Raw genomic sequence first — 17,583 nt, 5'->3', positions numbered from 1 at the left:
ACCCATTTTCAAGCTAGACAGTCATGTGATAAATTACACAACTAGGGCATGAAAATATAATTTTTTCTACACGCTTACACCCCTACACCTATTTTCAAGACAGGTCTAATGTTGACCCATATAGTTCGGATGCCAGTATATGGAAATCACTATCCTTTTGTGCAGGCTATTGACCTAAACTATACGCTGGCTAGTTCGATAGCTTCGTACTCATCCACCAGTTTAATACCTTCACAGAATGCACTCATTCTCAGGAAATGCTCTACCTGCACTTGTGCGCCAACCACATACAATTCCACATCAGGACCTAGTTTTTGCTTGATGAAAATGAGAGCTCGCATACCAGCAGTAGTTATACATTCTAAATCTTGCAGCAGTAAGACAAGGCGTTTGAGTGGCTTTTCTGTTGCTTTAGCAAACTCTTCTTGAAGACGTTTCACACCATCTGCATCCAGTAATCCGCTTAAGGATATCTTGGCAATACCATTAGCGCTTTCCAAGTGTGTTGCGTCAAAGAATACTTGTGTGGGAAGAAGTCTCACTCGAACTTTTAATTCTTCTTGAGAGGATGGCAGTTTAACTGTTAGGCTTTCAGCATCAAAGTCAGAATGCTTTTGCCCATTTATCCATACTTCGCTAATACGCACACTACCAGGTGGCAGAATATCTGGTGCAACCCGGAGAACATTGTCCTTAAACCCACCTGGTTTTGGCTTAAAGAACAAATCCATTGGCTGCTTTGTAATCAATAAGTTTGTATAAACTGTAGCTAAGTAGGCTAATTCAAAAGAGTGGTAGCCACTCATGGAATGGCTACCTTTACCTCGCTCTGTTCCTAGTAGATAAGGAAGTCCATTGGCCAAAACATTGAAGTAGACACCCCCAGCTTGGTAGTCAAGGAACCAAGCATTATAGAAAGCTGATGATTCACGCGCCAACCGTCGATATTCAGGATTCTCAAGTGAACCAGTCAAAATTAGATAAGCCAAAATAGCTTGTTCCTGCTGCCACCATGCTTTGCGGTCATGCCAGACAAAACGGTGTATTTTTTGATCCGGTTCTAAGATACGCTCTAATACGTCGTACCACCCACCACGCTGCTGATCACTGCCAACTGCGGGCATAATTTCTGCAATCTTTTCAGCTAGAGTTACATACTTTTCTTTTTGTTTCAGGTGGTTCATCCGCATCAAGTTCCAGGCAATTTTGAGGTTGTGACCTACAACAGCCCGATTCTGTTGCCATCCCCAAGCCGTATCGTGATCCCAATTTTCATAAAAACGTTCTTGAACAAATGGACTATGGTCGTAATCCGGAAAATGCTTTTCAATCGTATCAAAGGTGTACTCAAGGAAATCAGCATATTTTTCCTCACCAGTTGCTAGCCAAAGATTGATCAAATAGGCGGGTGCATGATCACCTACCGAGTTCCAGTTCTTTTTGGCGCGGTTATGACCTAAAGACTGAGAGTGAGGACTAAGAGTAATTGGGTCAATGTGTGAGAAAAATCCTCCTTTATCCGTTGTATCCAGGAAATACTTGTTAAAAAGATTAACGGTCAACTCGATATCATTCATGATACGAGGATCGCCAGTTATTCGATAGGTTTGAGTAGGGCCAGCTAGCGCATAAATCTGCTCGTAAGCTGGAATAGCATCGTAATCATCTCCAAATTCTGAGGAAAATATTTTCTGTTCACTGCCATCAGGCTTTACGTCAATAGCATGATACCAATAGCAAATTCCTTCACCTTCATCCAGAAAACGCATATGTTGACGCAGGTATTCAGTGCCTTTTTCCGCAGCCTCTAGGTAGCGTTCATCCCCAGTCATCATATAAGCTGTGGCAAAACCATAAACTAAGCGAGAAATGGTGTCAGTTTCTTGGCGATTACTGTCTTCCTTGGAACCAACTAAGCCGATACCAGTGCGGTATTTTCGATAATCAATTTCGCCATCTTCAAACTGGGCTTTTAGGTAAAAATTGGCAAGACTTCCTATCTGATTGATCCACCAGTCTTGCTTCTCAAATATATATTCATTTTCTGTTCTGCCCAGAAAAACTATATGTTTGGCTTCTAATTTGTGTTCGCCTGCCTCATGATAAAAAATGCCATATACAAAAAGATATCGATCTGAGACAAGCATTGTTTTCATCTGGCTAGTGCAATCGTAGTAAGGTTCTCCCAGATTGCGTACTAGTTCGGCATAGGTAGTTGAAGTCAATGCTACTTCAAAGAGCCGTCCATCTGAGGTCTTGAGAGTAAAAGTGCCAAAAGCTCCTTGATGTGGGTCAAAATCAGTAACATACCCAGCAACCATATCTGAAAATGAAAAATCTATGTTATTCATTAAATTTGCTCCTAAAAGTGAAGTCAATTAATTGAAATTATTGTGAAATTAGAACGACTACACTGCGATTTTTGACAGTACATACATCACCTGACACCAGAGTCTCTTTTCCTCTTTCTACAATATCTAAAGGAGAAACAAGAGCAGTATCCACAACTTTGTACCATTGCCTATATTCAAGAAAGGGAATTTCAAATTCCATATCTTCCCAGTACATATTAAACATGACGTGAATATCTGCATTTCCTTCAAAGCCACCTAGAGTATATGCAAGTACTCTCGCATCAGGGTCGTTCCAACCGGGGCTAAATAACTTACAACTATGCCAAGAAATATCTGCTAGACCACGTTCATTAACTTCACCAGTAAAGAAATAACTACGACGTAAGCCAGGATGGCAGTAGCACCGACGAAAGTCAATCATCAATTTGAAGAATCTGAAGATATCTGCGTTCTTCTCTACAAGATTCCAGTCAAACCAACTAATCTCGTTATCTTGGCAATAGGCATTATTGTTTCCCTTTTGAGTGCGTCTGACTTCGTCACCAGCCAAGATCATTGGAACGCCTTGAGAAAGCAAAAGCATAGTTGCAAAGTTCTTAATCTGTTTCCGTCGCAATGTATCAATGATTGGGTCGTCAATCTCTCCTTCAACGCCACAGTTCCAACTCAAATTGTCACTGATGCCATCTTGGTTATTTTCACCATTAGCTTCATTGTGTTTATCGTTATACGAGACTAAATCATTAAGGGTAAACCCATCATGACAAGTTATAAAATTAATGCTATTAATCGGTAAATGACCTGTTTCTTGATACAGATCAGCACTTCCAGCAAGGCGTGCAGCAACTGCCCCAACCAGTCCTGGATCTCCTTTGACAAATCGCCGAATATCATCGCGGAAGCGGCCATTCCATTCTGCCCAGCGATAACCAGGAAAGTAACCAATTTGATAAAGTCCACCAGCATCCCAAGCCTCAGCAATGATTTTGGTTTCGGCTAAGGTAGCAGATGTTTCAATGTGCCAGACAACTGGCGGATGAACCATAGGGACTCCATCCTGCCCACGGGATAAAATAGATCCTTCATCAAACCGAAAACCATCCACATGCATTTCTTTCACCCAAAATTCTAGACACTCTACAATTAACTTTTCTGCAATTGGGTGATTGCAGTTGAATGTATTTCCGCACCCGGAGTAATCCATGTAGTACTGCTTATCCCAAGGTACGAGGTGATAGTAAGTACTATTTCCTATACCTTTAAAGTTAATAGTTGGACCCTGATGATTACCTTCGCTGGTGTGGTTAAAGACTACATCTAAAATGACCTCAATTCCAGCTTTATGCAATGCCTTAACCATATCCCGAAACTCGTTAATCGGGTTTTTCTCCTTAGGAGAATAACAATAAGAAACTTCAGGTGCAAAGAAACTGTGGGGATTGTATCCCCAGTAGTCTTTCAAGGGTATACCATTAACTTCTCGAACAACTTCCTTTTCATCAAAATCAAATATTGGCAAGAGTTCAACAGCTGTTATACCTAGTTTTTTCAAGTAAGGAATCTTCTCAATGACTCCAGAGAAAGTATTTTTATATTGGCAGCCAGAGGAAGGTGACTTGGTAAATCCGCCAACATGTAACTCATAAATGATAGTATCACTCATTGGTCGATTGAGAGGGCGATCGCCTTCCCAATCGTAATCCGATATATCGATGACTACACTACGCATTGAGGTGGTTAGATTGTCTTTTGAACCCAAAGCATCAATACGGTTCCAAAGAGCGTTAGCATTTCCCTTAGAATAAGGATCGAGCAGTACCTTATTTTTGTTAAAACGATGTCCTACTTGCTGTAAATCTTGAGGACCGTCAATTCGATAGGCGTAACCAGTTCCAGGTTTTAATCCTTTGACATAAATATGCCAAAAGTGAAAAGTTTTATTTTTCCTTGAGTCTAATTTAATAATCTGAATGGGTTCTGGGTCATTAGGCTGTTCAAACAATAAGAGTTCGATAGATGCTGCATGTTCTGCAAAGATTGAGAAGTTTACTCCGTCTTTATAAGGTGTTGCACCCAATGGATGCGTGCGTCCCACTTCTACTTGGTACTCTTTTGTAACTTGTTTTGTCTGTAATTTAGCTGGTGTTACAGTCATTGTGCTCCTTGTTTAACTCCTAAGTATTTTGGAAACAAAACAAAAGGTAATTGGGTATCTCATAGATCCCCGATATTTCATTCTTTAGTTGATGCGTAGATGCTTGCAAAATATCTTATCTGATAAAATTGCACAGACCTCCGTAGCTGTATGAATTTCCAATTGACCATCCACCGGGGCTTCAAACAAAAGATACTGTCCAGGAATAATAACTCGCTCAAAGTACCAATTGGGAATGTTTGCGATCCGAGCAATTTGAATCTGGCTAGTGGCATTAATATAGCGGCAGAGAATTTTGTTGGGTTGCTCGGAAGGTAAAGAATCCAGTATTTGAGTCATAACAACAGGTTTCATCCTGAATCTTCTGCTAATTAGCCACTCTAGAATAAGATCGTTAACTCAGATTTTTAAGTGAAACCAAGTGAATAGTCTTTTTCGCACCTAAAAAGCTCAATTCCTTAGTTGTGATTTTCTATTTGGTCACTATCTGCAATTGCTGCTCGTTGATTGCCTTTAAAAAAATGTCCATGAATTCAGCAACGACATTAGGATGTTTAGCTGTGATTAGATTGCCATGAATATGTAAATTCTTGGTTCTATTGCCATCGAAAATAACGATACCTCCGGCGTTTTGGACATCACAAATAATGTTATGGGCGCATGTGACCTCACGATTGTTAAGGAGTTCTGGATCAGCACAAAATAGCCAAAGACTATGGCAGATTGTTCCAATCCTTAATCTGCCACTATCCATAGCCTTTACAGCTTTTCGGAGAAATTTGACGGCGGGAGCTTGGTTGGGTTGACCTTCTTGATGATGCTCTTCATAACGAAGGCGATCCATCGCATATGCACCGATGAGAATGATACCTTCATAATCAGTAGGTTCAACGTTATTCACTTCTACTCTAACTGTGACTTCTTCTGTTAAGTCAATACCCTTAAACGTCAATTCTTCTTGGTTCCAAAGATGGGATATGTACTCTAGTTCATATCCATTTGCAGGGAAGAATTTGTTAAATGCGCGAAACTCAATTTCGTCAAAGTGCTCCTCAATGAGTACACCTATTTTTCCCTTACTCTTAAAAGTTGTAGTTGCCATGTTGTCTCCCTCATAATTGTGGCTAAATAAATTTTCAGTTTGCTGCTTGGTAACTTACTACATTACCCATTAGCGCTTGATCAATTGCAGTAATTCAGCTGGTGCAAAAACATTGCGATAAAAGGTGAGTTGCTCGCATTTTAAATAGCACGCGCCTCTGTGTCCACGTCGGAGCCAGGTTACGTTTCCTTTGGCAATTACTTCATTCGTTTCGTCATCCATACAGTTCCATTCAAAGTAAACGACCTCACCATGAAACATAACAATGGGCCAAGTCATTGTTACACCTGGTTGAGCAATAATGGCCCACCAATTAGCCTCTCTCTCTGTCCCGGCGGTTTTACCGTAAAAAGGCCCATCAACGCACAGATAAACAAGGTTATTGGTGTATTCACCTGCTAAAATATCTCCCCTTCCTTGTCGCAGTGCTTCACAGTGGGTTGGCCACCAATCCCTGTTTTCCTTTTCTATTTGCGTTAAGTTATACTCAGGAGTAATTTCCGGTAAAGTTTCTTCACGAAGAGAAACATATGTCTCAGCATCGTTGATTAATTTGTTTGCTAACACACTATCAACTAGACCTGGTTTTGAATAATCTGCAGACAGTTCTTGGTAGCAGTTAGTTTGCTTTTTCATCTGAAACCTCTGTGATGGTAGTCAAAATTGCAGTACTCGGCTGTAAACTTTATTGATTGACTGTAGTTGGATAGTGCAGAATTACAATTAATCACTGAATACAAAGAATCAATTGGTATTCAAGCACACCTGGTTCCACAGTTCCACACTAAATTATTCTGGTGTTACTGAATAATGGGATGATTGAGGCTGACGTGGAGACACAAAGACACAGAAACATGGTGATTATTGAGTCATGCAAATTCCAAAATCATCCTGCAATTATGCAACGCCATTATTCTGTTATTTATCAATTTCATGATCTTTTAGAAGATCATGCTGAAGGGCCGAGAATATCATTAAGGATACCAAAGCATCCTGCTGCCTTATTGAATCCCGCATAAACGCACATAAATAAAAGGAGTTCTTCGATTTCTTCACGTGTAGCTCCTTGTTGCATAGCCATTGTTACGTGTGCTTCAAAAGGACTACCATTTCCGGTTTGATCCTGATTTACAACATCAACAGCAATTGTGATTAAAGCCTTGGTTTTTTGGTCAATTAATGGAAGACCCCATGCTTCACCTGCTACGCGGGTGCAAAAATCTCCAAACTTAGAATTGATACTTTTTAAAGCATTTTGAAGATTTTTATCATCTAAAACAGCATTTTTGTATGGTGTTGCTTTGTAGTCTTGAACCAATGTCACAGAATCGTTCTGATTCATAGTTTCTCTCCACTTAATTACATAAGTTTTGCTATTCTACTGCGAAGATTGTTTTGAAATATACAAAGTTACTCAGTGAACTTTGCTTGTGTAGTTAGCCTAAAAACTTTGATAGCGAACTTGAACTATAGCAATCCTAAATGATACGTAAGAATGAATAAAGTCTGTAATGCCTATGAAATAAGGGTTTTTATCTGCGGCTCTTCTCACCAATAGATTAAAATTGCTATAGATTTATATCACGAGTGAAAGATGCAGAGTTTTTTATCATGCTATTTTGACTGCATCTTTTCAAAGATGAAACACTTTTCGTCTTTTAGTTTTTCAAGGCTGGAAAGTTTTAGCCAGAGAAAATCTTTAGGTTAAGGAACAACATAAGCCGTTTCACTATAATTTGATTTTTTTTGAATAACTCCTAAGACCAGATTTTATAATCTCGATACAGTAAGAGTTTTATAAATCCCAAAAAATGCGTTTCTTAATTTATTGAGAGAGAGGTTTCATACTTTTGACTTCCACTTTGTGTGACGTTTATATCTTGTACCAACACCCTAAAATTTTCCCTGCGGAGGTTTCCTTTAATAAAAACAATATTAAGGAATTGGATACAGAGTTTTTATGAGTGAGATACTTAACGTAAAGACGTTTTCATCAAAAATCAACGATAAAGCAAAGTCACACCTTATATATCCAAGCAATAAGCAATCGTAAATTATCGCTTCGATTGATGCCTATGCCAAAGTCGCACAAAGCAGTTGTGACTATTATTAGGCGGAAATTATCAGGATAAATTTAGTGCTTTAGCAAATTCCTATTGCAATTAACTTCCTCCTTAAGTTATCGATCTTCAATAGACAAAATTCTACGTAGCTGAAAAACTATGTTATGACTTCAAATATTAATTGTTTCTGCAAATTAGATTTCATTTACAAAATAAGTAGCCGAAGCCGAACTGCTACACCAGCATGGATGGAAATTCTATTTCTCTTGCTCTATTTTTAAGCTAGTAGCCGTCATGAACTGTGTACACCAGGGTGAAGAAAAATATGACTCTTATTACACCCATTTTTCAAGCTAGATAGGCATAAATAAAGTTGATTTTATTAGGGGTCGCCATTAGACCTTTGTTATTGTATTGGTAATAATTTCAGACGTATTTACTTTTGTATTTTTTACCGTAACGCTTCATCCCTACAAATTTAAGATAATTTATAAGTCATCTCTTAAAACTTACCACTAGCAATAAGTTTTCCTTTAAAATGTGTATCTTAAGTAGTGAAAAAGGGTTGGATTTCAATATAATTAAGTATACTTTCTCTATTCTTTAATACCATTGCCACAATCAAGGAAAAAGGTGGAAAGCTACTTTTTTATCTTTTCATCTTTTCTCTTTTTTCTTAACTAATATCGTTTTCTTATTTGCGCTTAACCAAGCTATTTTTGCTTAGGAATTACCGTTTACTATGCGGTATAAATTTAGAGGATATATTGATAATAATTCATGAAATAGGAATGGTTTACTAATGCATTGGATAGTAACCACTTGGAGCGATCGCGAGTCGTTGATTCAGGCTAAAGGCAGCCAGCAATCAGGGGTTTGCTTTAAACCAACCGTTCAAGTGAAAAATTGTCTTTGCTGTTCCCATCGACTGTTACAGCATATTCGTAATAACCGTGTATACTGGTTCTGCCGAAATTGCTGGCAAGAAATGCCGTTGCCGAATTTAGAAATTCATAACTCATTCTCCACCTCTGTTACAACTATTAAATCAGATAAAAAAAGATTTATTTTGGAGAAAAAATGATGCTCCAATAATTAAAACAAACTTTCAATAGACACTATAGATAAGAAAGAATGGTTACTAGAAGGCAATTTATGATGACAAGTGCAGGATTGGGAGCAGCATTTCTCGTTCCTGCAATGCTTAGGGCGAAGAGAAGCATCGCAGCTTCGCCGCAGATATCGAAATTTACAGAGACTCTACCTATACCTTTTCCTAGTGGAGCACCTACTAATTTGACAGTAGCATCTAGCTCTCACTCGTTCCATAAAAACTTAGGAGCAGGTCCCACATGGGGCTACGGCGGGGCTGAGTACCTTGGACCGACTATCGAAGTCACCAGAGGTACACCGCTTAGACTCACCGTAAACAATGAACTTGGGCCTCACCCGTTGCCACTTGACACAAGGTTGCACGGTGTACTGGAATCTGACAAAACTAGTCCACGGATATCGTTGCATCTGCATGGCAGCAATACAGAACCACAAAGTGACGGTTATCCGACGGATACATTCACGCCAGGACAGTCTTACGTATACAACTTCAACAACAATCAGGAAGCGGCGACGTTGTGGTATCACGACCATGCGCTTGGTATCACTGGTCAAAATGTGATGGCTGGACTCGCTGGGTTCTATTTGCTCAGAGACATTGACGATCCTGCTGGAGGCAATGGACCGCTTGGTCTCCCCTCAGGATCTCCTTATGAAATACCACTCGTCTTGCAGGATCGGGTATTCAACCCTGATGGATCAATATATCACCCCGAATTATGGGAAGTGGAGTTTCTTGGCGACGTAGCTACCGTTAACGGCAAGGCGTGGCCAAACCTTAATGTTGACCGCACTTTATATCGATTCCGGATCATCAACGGCTCAAGCTCCCGAACCTACAACCTTAAGCTGTCGTCGAACCAGCCAATTATTCAAATCGGTACTGACGGAGGATTTCTGAATGCTCCAGTACCATTGTCTAGACTGCTGCTGTCTTCCGGTGAACGAGCAGATGTGCTAATTGACTTCTCTAAAAACCTGCCAGGAGACAAAATCGTTTTGGAAAATGAGGCGATCGCACCGTATCCTGAAGGTAGAGCCAACATGGTACTAGGTAATTTCCTATTACCAGAAATCATGCAATTCACCGTCAACACAGTTGCTCCTGCTCCTAAAGTCATTCCCCAGACACTGCGATTGCATAAACCACTCATTAAACCGATTGCTACTACGCCAGTGCAACAGCGATTTTTGACACTGGTAGAGATCCCTAGTCCAACTGGGCCACTTGTGGTGCTGCTCAACTACGTGTACTGGGATGAGGCCGAGAACTACCCTGAAATGCTGATGGAGCGTCCAAAGGTAGATACTGTGGAGCAGTGGAATATTATTAATCTTCAACCTGTCGCTCACCCGATGCACTTGCATCTGGTCTTCTTCCAGATCCTTAATCGACAGAAAATTAACACAACCCAGTACACGAAGGCATACTTTGCCACTGGTTCTCGCACAGTACTCACACACCACGCACCTGGTGGGCCAACAGTGCCAGCTGGCTACCCACCGCCCGATCCAACCCCCTTTGTCATTGGTCCGGCGAGACCGCCAGCACCAAATGAAGCCGGGTGGAAGGATACAGTGCTAGTCAATCCAGGCGAAATTACCCGTCTTATCGTTCCATTTGGTGCTCAAGCTGCGGAGAATCTACCTTTTGGCAACTCGTTTACTGGGCGCTACGTGTGGCACTGCCATATGCTTGAACATGAGGACAACGAGATGATGCTGCCCTTTGAGGTAGTATCGTAGCTCTTACCAGAAGCTTTTATCAGAAATTAGGTTGTTTGCACACAAATCCTTAAATATTATGACAAAAAATTCCTCTTTATCTCAATTTGAAGAACTTCAACAAACAATAGTAATTGAGAGTGAACCTAATAACTCTTTCAATACCAGACAATCTCTATCATCTGATACCAGTGCTATATATGGGCAACTTAGTTATAGTGACATTGACTTTTTTACTATCTCAGGCCTTATTGCTGGAAGTTTGTTTACCGCAGAAATAACTTCAGAGTTTGTTGATCCACTTCTGGGGTTGGTTGATAATTCCGGTAATATCCTCGCAATCAATGATGACCAAGCTGATGATAGTGTTCTATCTGTACTAACCGGAATAGTACCAACAGATGGCAGTCTGAATTTTGCAGTAACTGGCTTGAGGGACACTAGCCTTACAGGTGATCACTTTGAATCTGGTTGCTATACACTGTCATTCAACACGTTTACTCTTCCCGAACCCTATCCCAACCCAACGGTTATCAACAGTAGCTTTGAAAGCAGTGATTTTACTGGATGGACAACACTAGGTGCAACCACTATTGAAACACCAGCGTTTAATAGTGGTCCGAGTGAGGGGACTTCTCAGGCTTTATTGTCAACTGGGGGAGTCACATTTTCTGACACAATTATAGAAACATTCCTGGGTTTAGAAACTGGAAGCCTGGATAATTTTGGCAATGGAGATGTTACTCAAGGTTCAGCTATTCGACAAACATTCACAGCCAACGCTGGAGACATTTTAACTTTCGATTGGAATTTCCTTACGAATGAGAGCGCACAAGTGTTCTCTAATAACGATTTTTCCTTCGTTTCAATCAGTTCCGAATCAGAACTAGCTGACACGACGTTTTCATCATTGGTGACTTCTTCGACAACAGAATTTTTTGCAGAGACTGGCTTTCAAACTTTTTCCTTTACAATACCAACTGCCGGGACATACACTTTGGGACTCGGAGTAGTAGATGTGGGAGATAACACTATTGATTCTGGATTATTGGTTGATAATGTTACACTCACCTCTGTTTGTAACTATGGAGTCTCAGCAGGCTCTAATTGTTGGTGTTAGTTGCGAATAGGTGTGAGCATATGAGGGTGTAGGAAAACTCATATTTTTTGCAGATCCAGCTTGCCTGTAGCCAGGAATAACCTATCAACCTAATTGGGCATTTTATTTTTTACATATCTATCCCTCAGTAAGTTTGTCCTTAATTTGGCGATCTTGACTGGTCAAAAAATTTTTTAAGTGGAAACTTTAATACAGAGTGCTTCTCCCCAGTACTGCCCGAATCTATAAAGTTAATTAATACTTTTGGAAACGCAATTTATGAATTCTCTGCAAACTCTGCGGAATTACGGACAGTCTGTCTGGTTAGACTACATTCGCCGCAGCTTGATTACCAGTGGCGAATTACAACGTTTAGTAGATGAGGATGGATTATGTGGTGTCACGTCTAACCCTACTATTTTCGAGAAAGCCATTGCTGGCAGCACCGACTATAATGATCCACTGATTGCACTTGAGCAGCAACAAGACATGGACGCCATGTCGCTCTATGAGCAATTGGCGATTAGCGATATTCAAAATGCTGCTGATGTTTTGCAGTCTGTCTACAAACAAACGAAAAAGCGTGACGGCTACGTTAGTTTGGAAGTATCACCTTACCTCGCTCACGACACACAAGGCACAATCGCCGAGGCGCAACGACTCTGGCAAGCAGTTGGACGTGAGAATGTGATGATTAAGGTTCCTGCAACACCTGCTGGTATCCCTGCAATCAAACAATTGATTAGTAAGGGTATCAATGTTAACGTTACACTCCTATTTTCTCAGGAAACCTATAATTTAGTCGCAGATGCTTATATCAGTGGTTTAGAAGTGTTGGCAGCGCAAGGCGGGGACGTAAGTAAGGTAGCCAGCGTCGCCAGCTTCTTCATCAGCCGCATTGATACTGCCATTGATGCGATCGCCACCAATCGCATCAAGACAGCTACCAGTCCCAGCGAACAGGCATCCTTGCGAAGCCTTATGGGTAAAGTTGCTATTGCCAATGCTAAACTGACTTATCAACGCTACCAAGAAATCTATCAGAGCGATCAGTGGCAATCATTAGCCAATCGGGGCGCACAAACGCAACGACTCCTATGGGCTAGCACTAGCACCAAAAACCCCCTGTATCGCGACGTACTTTACGTAGAGGAACTCATCGGTTTAGACACAGTAAACACCATTCCTCCAGCAACATTTGAGGCGTTTCGCGATCATGGACAACCACGTCGTGGCAGCTTGAAAGAGCATCTAGAAGAAGCGCATGACATAATGGAAGCCCTCTCTCAGGTCAACATCTCAATACAGGAGATCACACAACAGCTATTAACAGAGGGGGTACAGTTATTCATTGAAGCGTTTGACAAATTGTTAAGTGTTGTCGAGAAAAAGCGTGAAGCGGTGCTAGGTACAGCCCTAGATCGGCAAAGTTACTATCTGCCTGATGCTCTAGCCAAAAGCGTGGAAGCATCTCTTAAAGATTGGCTCACCAACAACAAAGTACGACGGTTGTGGGCGCGAGATGCGTTGCTCTGGACAAATGAGGATGAGAGCCGTTGGCTAGGCTGGCTTGGGATCACTGAAGACCAATTGGCACATATTGACCACCTCAAAAAACTCGCCGAAGAAGTTAAGAGTACAGGTTTTAAGGATGCAGTAGTACTAGGAATGGGCGGCTCTAGCCTGTGTCCTGAAGTGATGAAGCTTACCTTTGGCAAAGTGCTGGGCTACCCTGAATTACACGTGTTGGATTCAACAGATCCAGCCCAGATCAAAGCAGTTGAAGATAAAGTGGATCTGACCAACACTCTGTTCATTGTATCCAGTAAGTCGGGCGGTACTTTGGAGCCGAACATCTTTAAGCAGTATTTCTTCGAGCGGGTACAGCAGGCTTTGGGTGCAGAAGAAGCAGGTAGACGCTTCATTGCAATCACCGACCCCGGCTCGAAACTCCAGCAAGTGGCACAAAGTGACGGCTTCCGTAACATTTTCTTCGGCTTACCCAGTATCGGTGGCAGGTACTCGGCTCTGTCAAATTTTGGCATGGTACCTGCGGCAATTATGGGCGTTGATGTCGCGAAATTCCTCGACTATGCCGAAGAAATGGTACACTCTTGTGCTGCGACTGTTCCAGCCACAGACAACCCTGGTGTAGTATTGGGAACAATTCTAGGAGTGCTTGCCAACCAAGGTCGAGATAAAGTTACCTTAATTATCTCATCGGCTATTTCGGATTTGGGTGCGTGGTTAGAGCAGTTACTTGCTGAATCAACAGGTAAAAACGGCAAAGGATTGATTCCTATTGACCAGGAACCTTTGGGAACACCAGATATTTACGGCAGCGATCGCCTGTTTGTCTATATTAAGCTGGAGACTAACTCCAATCCAGAGCAAGATACAATAGTCGATGCTTTAGAACAAGCAGGACAGCCTGTAGTACGTATTTTAATACGAGATGCCTATCAACTAGGTCAGGAATTTTTCCGTTGGGAATTTGCCACCGCCGTTGCAGGTTCAATTATTGGGATTAACGCCTTTAATCAGCCGGATGTAGAAGCGAGCAAAATTGCCACGCGACAATTGACATCCAAGTATGAACAAACGGGTGCGCTCCCACCAGAGACGCCAATACTAACAGAAAACCGCATCCAGTTGTTCACTGACCAAAAAAATGCGGCTGCACTTTTTGAAGCAACAAGTGATCGCTCCTTGGTTGGCTATCTGCGGGCGCACCTAGACCGCATCCAAGTCGGTGATTATTTTGCTCTGCTGGCTTATGTTGAGATGAACGAGTTACACCAAACACAACTACAAGCAATTCGGCAAGCTGTTCGCGATGCCAAGCAGGTAGCAACTTGTTTAGGCTTTGGTCCACGCTTCTTACACTCCACGGGGCAAGCTTATAAGGGTGGACCGAATACCGGTGTGTTTTTACAAATTACCTGCGATGCAAGTGTTGATTTACCTGTACCTGGACATAAGTATAGTTTTGGTGTAGTCAAAGCGGCTCAAGCACGGGGTGACTTTCAGGTATTAGCAGAGCGATCGCGACGAGCTTTGCGAGTGCATTTAGGTTCAGATGTGCAAGCAGGTTTAACCACCCTACAAACGGCAATCAAGCAAGTCTTGTTCTGAATCAGCAAACTCAAGGAGAATTATATGCAACTGGGCATGATTGGTCTAGGACGTATGGGTGCAAATATAGTCCGACGTCTGCTAAAAGACGGACACGAGTGTGTCGTCTACAATCGGACCCCCGACAAAGTAAAGCAGCTAGAAAGTGAAGGGGCAATAGGAACTACTTCCCTTGACAATTTCGTCAATCAATTGACTAAACCTCGTGTTGCTTGGGTAATGGTGCCAGCCGGTGAGGCAACAGAGCAGATGGTCATGGAACTAGCACAGAAAATGGCACCGGGTGACATCATCATCGACGGTGGCAATTCCTACTACAAAGACGATGTGCGCCGTGCTAAGGTTTTGCAAAATCTAGGCATCAACTACGTAGATGTGGGAACTAGTGGTGGAGTGTGGGGATTAGAGCGAGGCTACTGCCTAATGATCGGCGGCGAACAAGAAATAGTTAAACATCTAAACCCAATTTTTAAAACTATTGCTCCTGGACGAGGTGACATTTCCCGTACGCCAGGACGGGAAAAACTGAGTAGCACAGCTGAAGACGGCTACTTGCACTGTGGTCCAAATGGTGCCGGACATTTTGTCAAGATGGTTCACAACGGCATCGAGTATGCCCTGATGCAAGCTTACGCTGAAGGCTTTGATATCTTCCGTAATGCCAACTCCCCAGAACTGTCCGAGGCTTATCGCTATGACCTTAATGTAGCAGACATTGCTGAAGTTTGGCGTCGAGGCAGTGTTGTGGGTTCGTGGCTACTAGACTTAGCGGCGATGGCTTTGGTTGAAAACCCAACACTTTCTGAGTATACAGGTTTTGTGCAGGACTCTGGCGAAGGACGCTGGACGATTATGGCAGCCATAGAGTCAGCCGTACCTGCTGATGTGCTATCGGCATCACTTTACACACGCTTCCGCTCACGACAGGAGCATACTTTTGCCGAGAAGTTACTGTCAGCAATGCGATACAAATTCGGTGGACACATAGAGCAAAATGCAAGGTCATAAGTAGTTAAGCAAAATTAAATTCATTCGTGAAGGAAGGGAACAGAGAATAGGGAACGGCTTGAAGAATGTGTAATTAATTTTGTAATGGTACTTAAAAGCCAATGAAAAGTATGTTAGCACTAGGCATTGAGAGAAAGCAGGGACTTCCAAACCCAAAAATATTCAATTGCAACAGACAACAGACAAGGCCACGAGTTGGATCATTTATTTTGTGGCGTTCCCTAAAATCATGACAAGGCACAAAAACAATGAACATGACTGATAAATGGCTAGTAGATCGACCCGGTGATCCCTGCGTAATGGTAATCTTCGGTGCTGCTGGAGATTTGACTAAGCGTAAGTTGATTCCAGCTCTGTACAACTTAGCACAAAGTAACCTGTTACCCAAGGAATTTGCCGTCGTGGGAGTGGCTCGCGCTCAGATGAGTACCGATGACTTCCGCCAAAAAATAAGTCGGGACATTCATGAGTTTGCGACCAGCTCAGTAGATACACAGCTTTGGGATTCGTTTGAAAAGCGTTTATACTATCTGTCAGGTGAGTTTCAAGATCCTAGTACTTATGAGCAGTTACAGGAACTGCTAGCGACTGTAGATCAGGAATGCGGTACACGTGGCAATTACCTATACTATCTAGCGACAGCACCTAATTTCTTTAACGATATTGTGTGGCAACTAGGAACTGGTGGACTAGTTCGTGAAGAAGAAGGTCTTTGGCGGCGAGTAATTATTGAGAAGCCCTTTGGAAATGATTTTGATTCGGCTCGCGCTCTGAATAAAAATATCAGTAGTGTCCTGCAAGAAAGCCAAGTTTACCGTATCGATCACTACCTCGGCAAGGAAACAGTACAGAACATTCTGGTTTTTCGATTTGGTAATGGTCTATTTGAGCCAGTCTGGAACCACCGTTACATCGACCACGTGCAAATTACGGTTGCCGAAAGTGTTGGTGTAGAGGGCAGAGGCGGTTACTATGAAGGAGCAGGTGCATTGCGGGACATGGTGCAAAACCATATGTTCCAGTTGCTGGCACTCATGGCGATGGAGCCGCCACTTTCGTTTGAAGCCGACGCAGTACGGGATGAAAAGTCTAAATTGCTGCGGGCAATCCAACCACTTAGTCCGGAAGAAGTCCTTACCCAAACAGTACGCGGACAGTATGGTGCGGGTACGGTGAAAGGTTTGTCAGTGCCTGCTTACCGTACCGAGCCGCGCGTCGCTCATAATTCTGGTACTGAAACTTTTGTAGCGCTGAAGCTGATGCTTGACAATTGGCGCTGGGCTGATGTACCCTTTTACCTGCGGACAGGTAAAGCTCTACCGGAACGAGTGACTGAAATTGCAATTCAGTTCAAGCACGTCCCGTTTCTACTGTTTCGTCAGACGCCCATCGAGCAACTAACACCCAATTTCCTAGTTTTACGTATTCATCCCAACGAAGGTATCAGTTTGCAGTTTGGCGCTAAGGTTCCCGGCCCTAGTGTACGTATGGGTACGGTAGAGATGAATTTTGAATATGCTGACTACTTTGGCACTCAGCCAAGTACTGGCTATGAAACACTGCTTTACGACTGTATGATTGGCGACGCCACCCTATTCCAGCGAGCTGACAATGTTGAAATTGGGTGGAATGTGGTGACACCAATCCTAGATGTCTGGAAAGCGTTACCCCCTCGTAGTTTTCCAAATTATGCGGCAGGTACTTGGGGTCCTCAAGAAGCTTTCGACTTGTTAGAGCGTGACGGTCGGCAGTGGCGGAAGGTTGAACCATGATTCTAGTAGCAAATAATTGTAGTCACATCAACAAATTTATCAGCTGTAGAAAAAATC

General features: G+C 42.3%; 11 protein-coding genes and 2 pseudogenes. 7 read left to right on the top strand and 6 right to left on the bottom strand.

What is annotated here, in order from left to right; translation table 11 throughout:
- Window positions 1-179 precede the first annotated feature (179 nt).
- The 6 genes and pseudogenes from ACE1AT_RS17270 to ACE1AT_RS17245 form a co-directional block, all read right to left on the bottom strand.
- A complete protein-coding gene (locus ACE1AT_RS17270; RefSeq protein ID WP_374870452.1) occupies window positions 180-2,351 on the bottom strand; it encodes an AGE family epimerase/isomerase in 2,172 nt (723 codons plus the stop codon).
- Between the two features lie 37 nt (window positions 2,352-2,388).
- Window positions 2,389-4,509: a glycogen debranching protein GlgX gene (gene glgX, locus ACE1AT_RS17265; protein ID WP_374870450.1), complete on the bottom strand. Its 2,121-nt coding sequence runs from the start codon at window positions 4,507-4,509 to the stop codon at window positions 2,389-2,391.
- Between the two features lie 87 nt (window positions 4,510-4,596).
- Window positions 4,597-4,848 (bottom strand): annotated as a pseudogene (locus ACE1AT_RS17260) (DUF1830 domain-containing protein); the annotation flags it as partial.
- 133 nt (window positions 4,849-4,981) lie between these two features.
- Window positions 4,982-5,611 (bottom strand): DJ-1/PfpI family protein, encoded by a 630-nt coding sequence (locus ACE1AT_RS17255; protein WP_374870448.1) that lies wholly within the window; start codon window positions 5,609-5,611, stop codon window positions 4,982-4,984.
- A 69-nt stretch (window positions 5,612-5,680) separates the two neighbouring features.
- Complete coding sequence (locus tag ACE1AT_RS17250; RefSeq protein WP_374870446.1) at window positions 5,681-6,247, bottom strand: hypothetical protein; 567 nt, start codon at window positions 6,245-6,247, stop codon at window positions 5,681-5,683.
- A gap of 313 nt (window positions 6,248-6,560) precedes the next feature.
- The gene (locus ACE1AT_RS17245; protein ID WP_374870444.1) at window positions 6,561-6,953 is read right to left on the bottom strand and encodes a carboxymuconolactone decarboxylase family protein; all 393 of its coding nucleotides are present in this window, start codon (window positions 6,951-6,953) and stop codon (window positions 6,561-6,563) included.
- A gap of 1,523 nt (window positions 6,954-8,476) precedes the next feature.
- Here ACE1AT_RS17245 and ACE1AT_RS17240 point away from each other — a divergent pair.
- From ACE1AT_RS17240 to zwf, 7 genes and pseudogenes are all read left to right on the top strand, one after another.
- Window positions 8,477-8,758, top strand: a complete 282-nt coding sequence (locus ACE1AT_RS17240) for a hypothetical protein (protein WP_374870442.1) — start codon at window positions 8,477-8,479, stop codon at window positions 8,756-8,758.
- Window positions 8,759-8,808: 50 nt separating this feature from the next.
- Window positions 8,809-9,372: pseudogene (locus ACE1AT_RS17235) on the top strand (multicopper oxidase domain-containing protein); the annotation flags it as partial.
- 330 nt (window positions 9,373-9,702) lie between these two features.
- Window positions 9,703-10,533 (top strand): multicopper oxidase domain-containing protein, encoded by an 831-nt coding sequence (locus ACE1AT_RS17230; protein ID WP_374870514.1) that lies wholly within the window; start codon window positions 9,703-9,705, stop codon window positions 10,531-10,533.
- Window positions 10,534-10,591: 58 nt separating this feature from the next.
- Window positions 10,592-11,632 (top strand): hypothetical protein, encoded by a 1,041-nt coding sequence (locus ACE1AT_RS17225; protein WP_374870440.1) that lies wholly within the window; start codon window positions 10,592-10,594, stop codon window positions 11,630-11,632.
- Between the two features lie 258 nt (window positions 11,633-11,890).
- A complete protein-coding gene (locus ACE1AT_RS17220; protein WP_374870438.1) occupies window positions 11,891-14,746 on the top strand; it encodes a bifunctional transaldolase/phosoglucose isomerase in 2,856 nt (951 codons plus the stop codon).
- Window positions 14,747-14,770: 24 nt separating this feature from the next.
- The gene (gnd, locus tag ACE1AT_RS17215) at window positions 14,771-15,754 is read left to right on the top strand and encodes a phosphogluconate dehydrogenase (NAD(+)-dependent, decarboxylating) (protein WP_374870436.1); all 984 of its coding nucleotides are present in this window, start codon (window positions 14,771-14,773) and stop codon (window positions 15,752-15,754) included.
- 254 nt (window positions 15,755-16,008) lie between these two features.
- On the top strand, window positions 16,009-17,526 hold the full coding sequence (gene zwf, locus ACE1AT_RS17210) for a glucose-6-phosphate dehydrogenase (RefSeq protein WP_374870512.1): 1,518 nt from the start codon (window positions 16,009-16,011) through the stop codon (window positions 17,524-17,526).
- Window positions 17,527-17,583: the final 57 nt, after the last annotated feature.

Source organism: Pelatocladus sp. BLCC-F211 (assembly GCF_041928655.1).
Taxonomy (GTDB): Bacteria; Cyanobacteriota; Cyanobacteriia; order Cyanobacteriales; family Nostocaceae; genus Pelatocladus.
Note: the sequence above shows the minus strand (reverse complement) of the source record. Positions and strands in the feature narration are given on the sequence as shown.

Excerpts from the sequence above, each read along its gene's own strand:
- ACE1AT_RS17270 (WP_374870452.1), bottom strand. The coding sequence starts at position 2,351 with ATGAATAACATAGATTTTTCATTTTCAGATATGGTTGCTGGGTATGTT.
- glgX (WP_374870450.1), bottom strand. The coding sequence starts at position 4,509 with ATGACTGTAACACCAGCTAAATTACAGACAAAACAAGTTACAAAAGAG.
- ACE1AT_RS17255 (WP_374870448.1), bottom strand. The coding sequence starts at position 5,611 with ATGGCAACTACAACTTTTAAGAGTAAGGGAAAAATAGGTGTACTCATT.
- ACE1AT_RS17250 (WP_374870446.1), bottom strand. The coding sequence starts at position 6,247 with ATGAAAAAGCAAACTAACTGCTACCAAGAACTGTCTGCAGATTATTCA.
- ACE1AT_RS17245 (WP_374870444.1), bottom strand. The coding sequence starts at position 6,953 with ATGAATCAGAACGATTCTGTGACATTGGTTCAAGACTACAAAGCAACA.
- ACE1AT_RS17240 (WP_374870442.1), top strand. The coding sequence starts at position 8,477 with ATGCATTGGATAGTAACCACTTGGAGCGATCGCGAGTCGTTGATTCAG.
- ACE1AT_RS17225 (WP_374870440.1), top strand. The coding sequence starts at position 10,592 with ATGACAAAAAATTCCTCTTTATCTCAATTTGAAGAACTTCAACAAACA.
- ACE1AT_RS17220 (WP_374870438.1), top strand. The coding sequence starts at position 11,891 with ATGAATTCTCTGCAAACTCTGCGGAATTACGGACAGTCTGTCTGGTTA.
- gnd (WP_374870436.1), top strand. The coding sequence starts at position 14,771 with ATGCAACTGGGCATGATTGGTCTAGGACGTATGGGTGCAAATATAGTC.
- zwf (WP_374870512.1), top strand. The coding sequence starts at position 16,009 with ATGACTGATAAATGGCTAGTAGATCGACCCGGTGATCCCTGCGTAATG.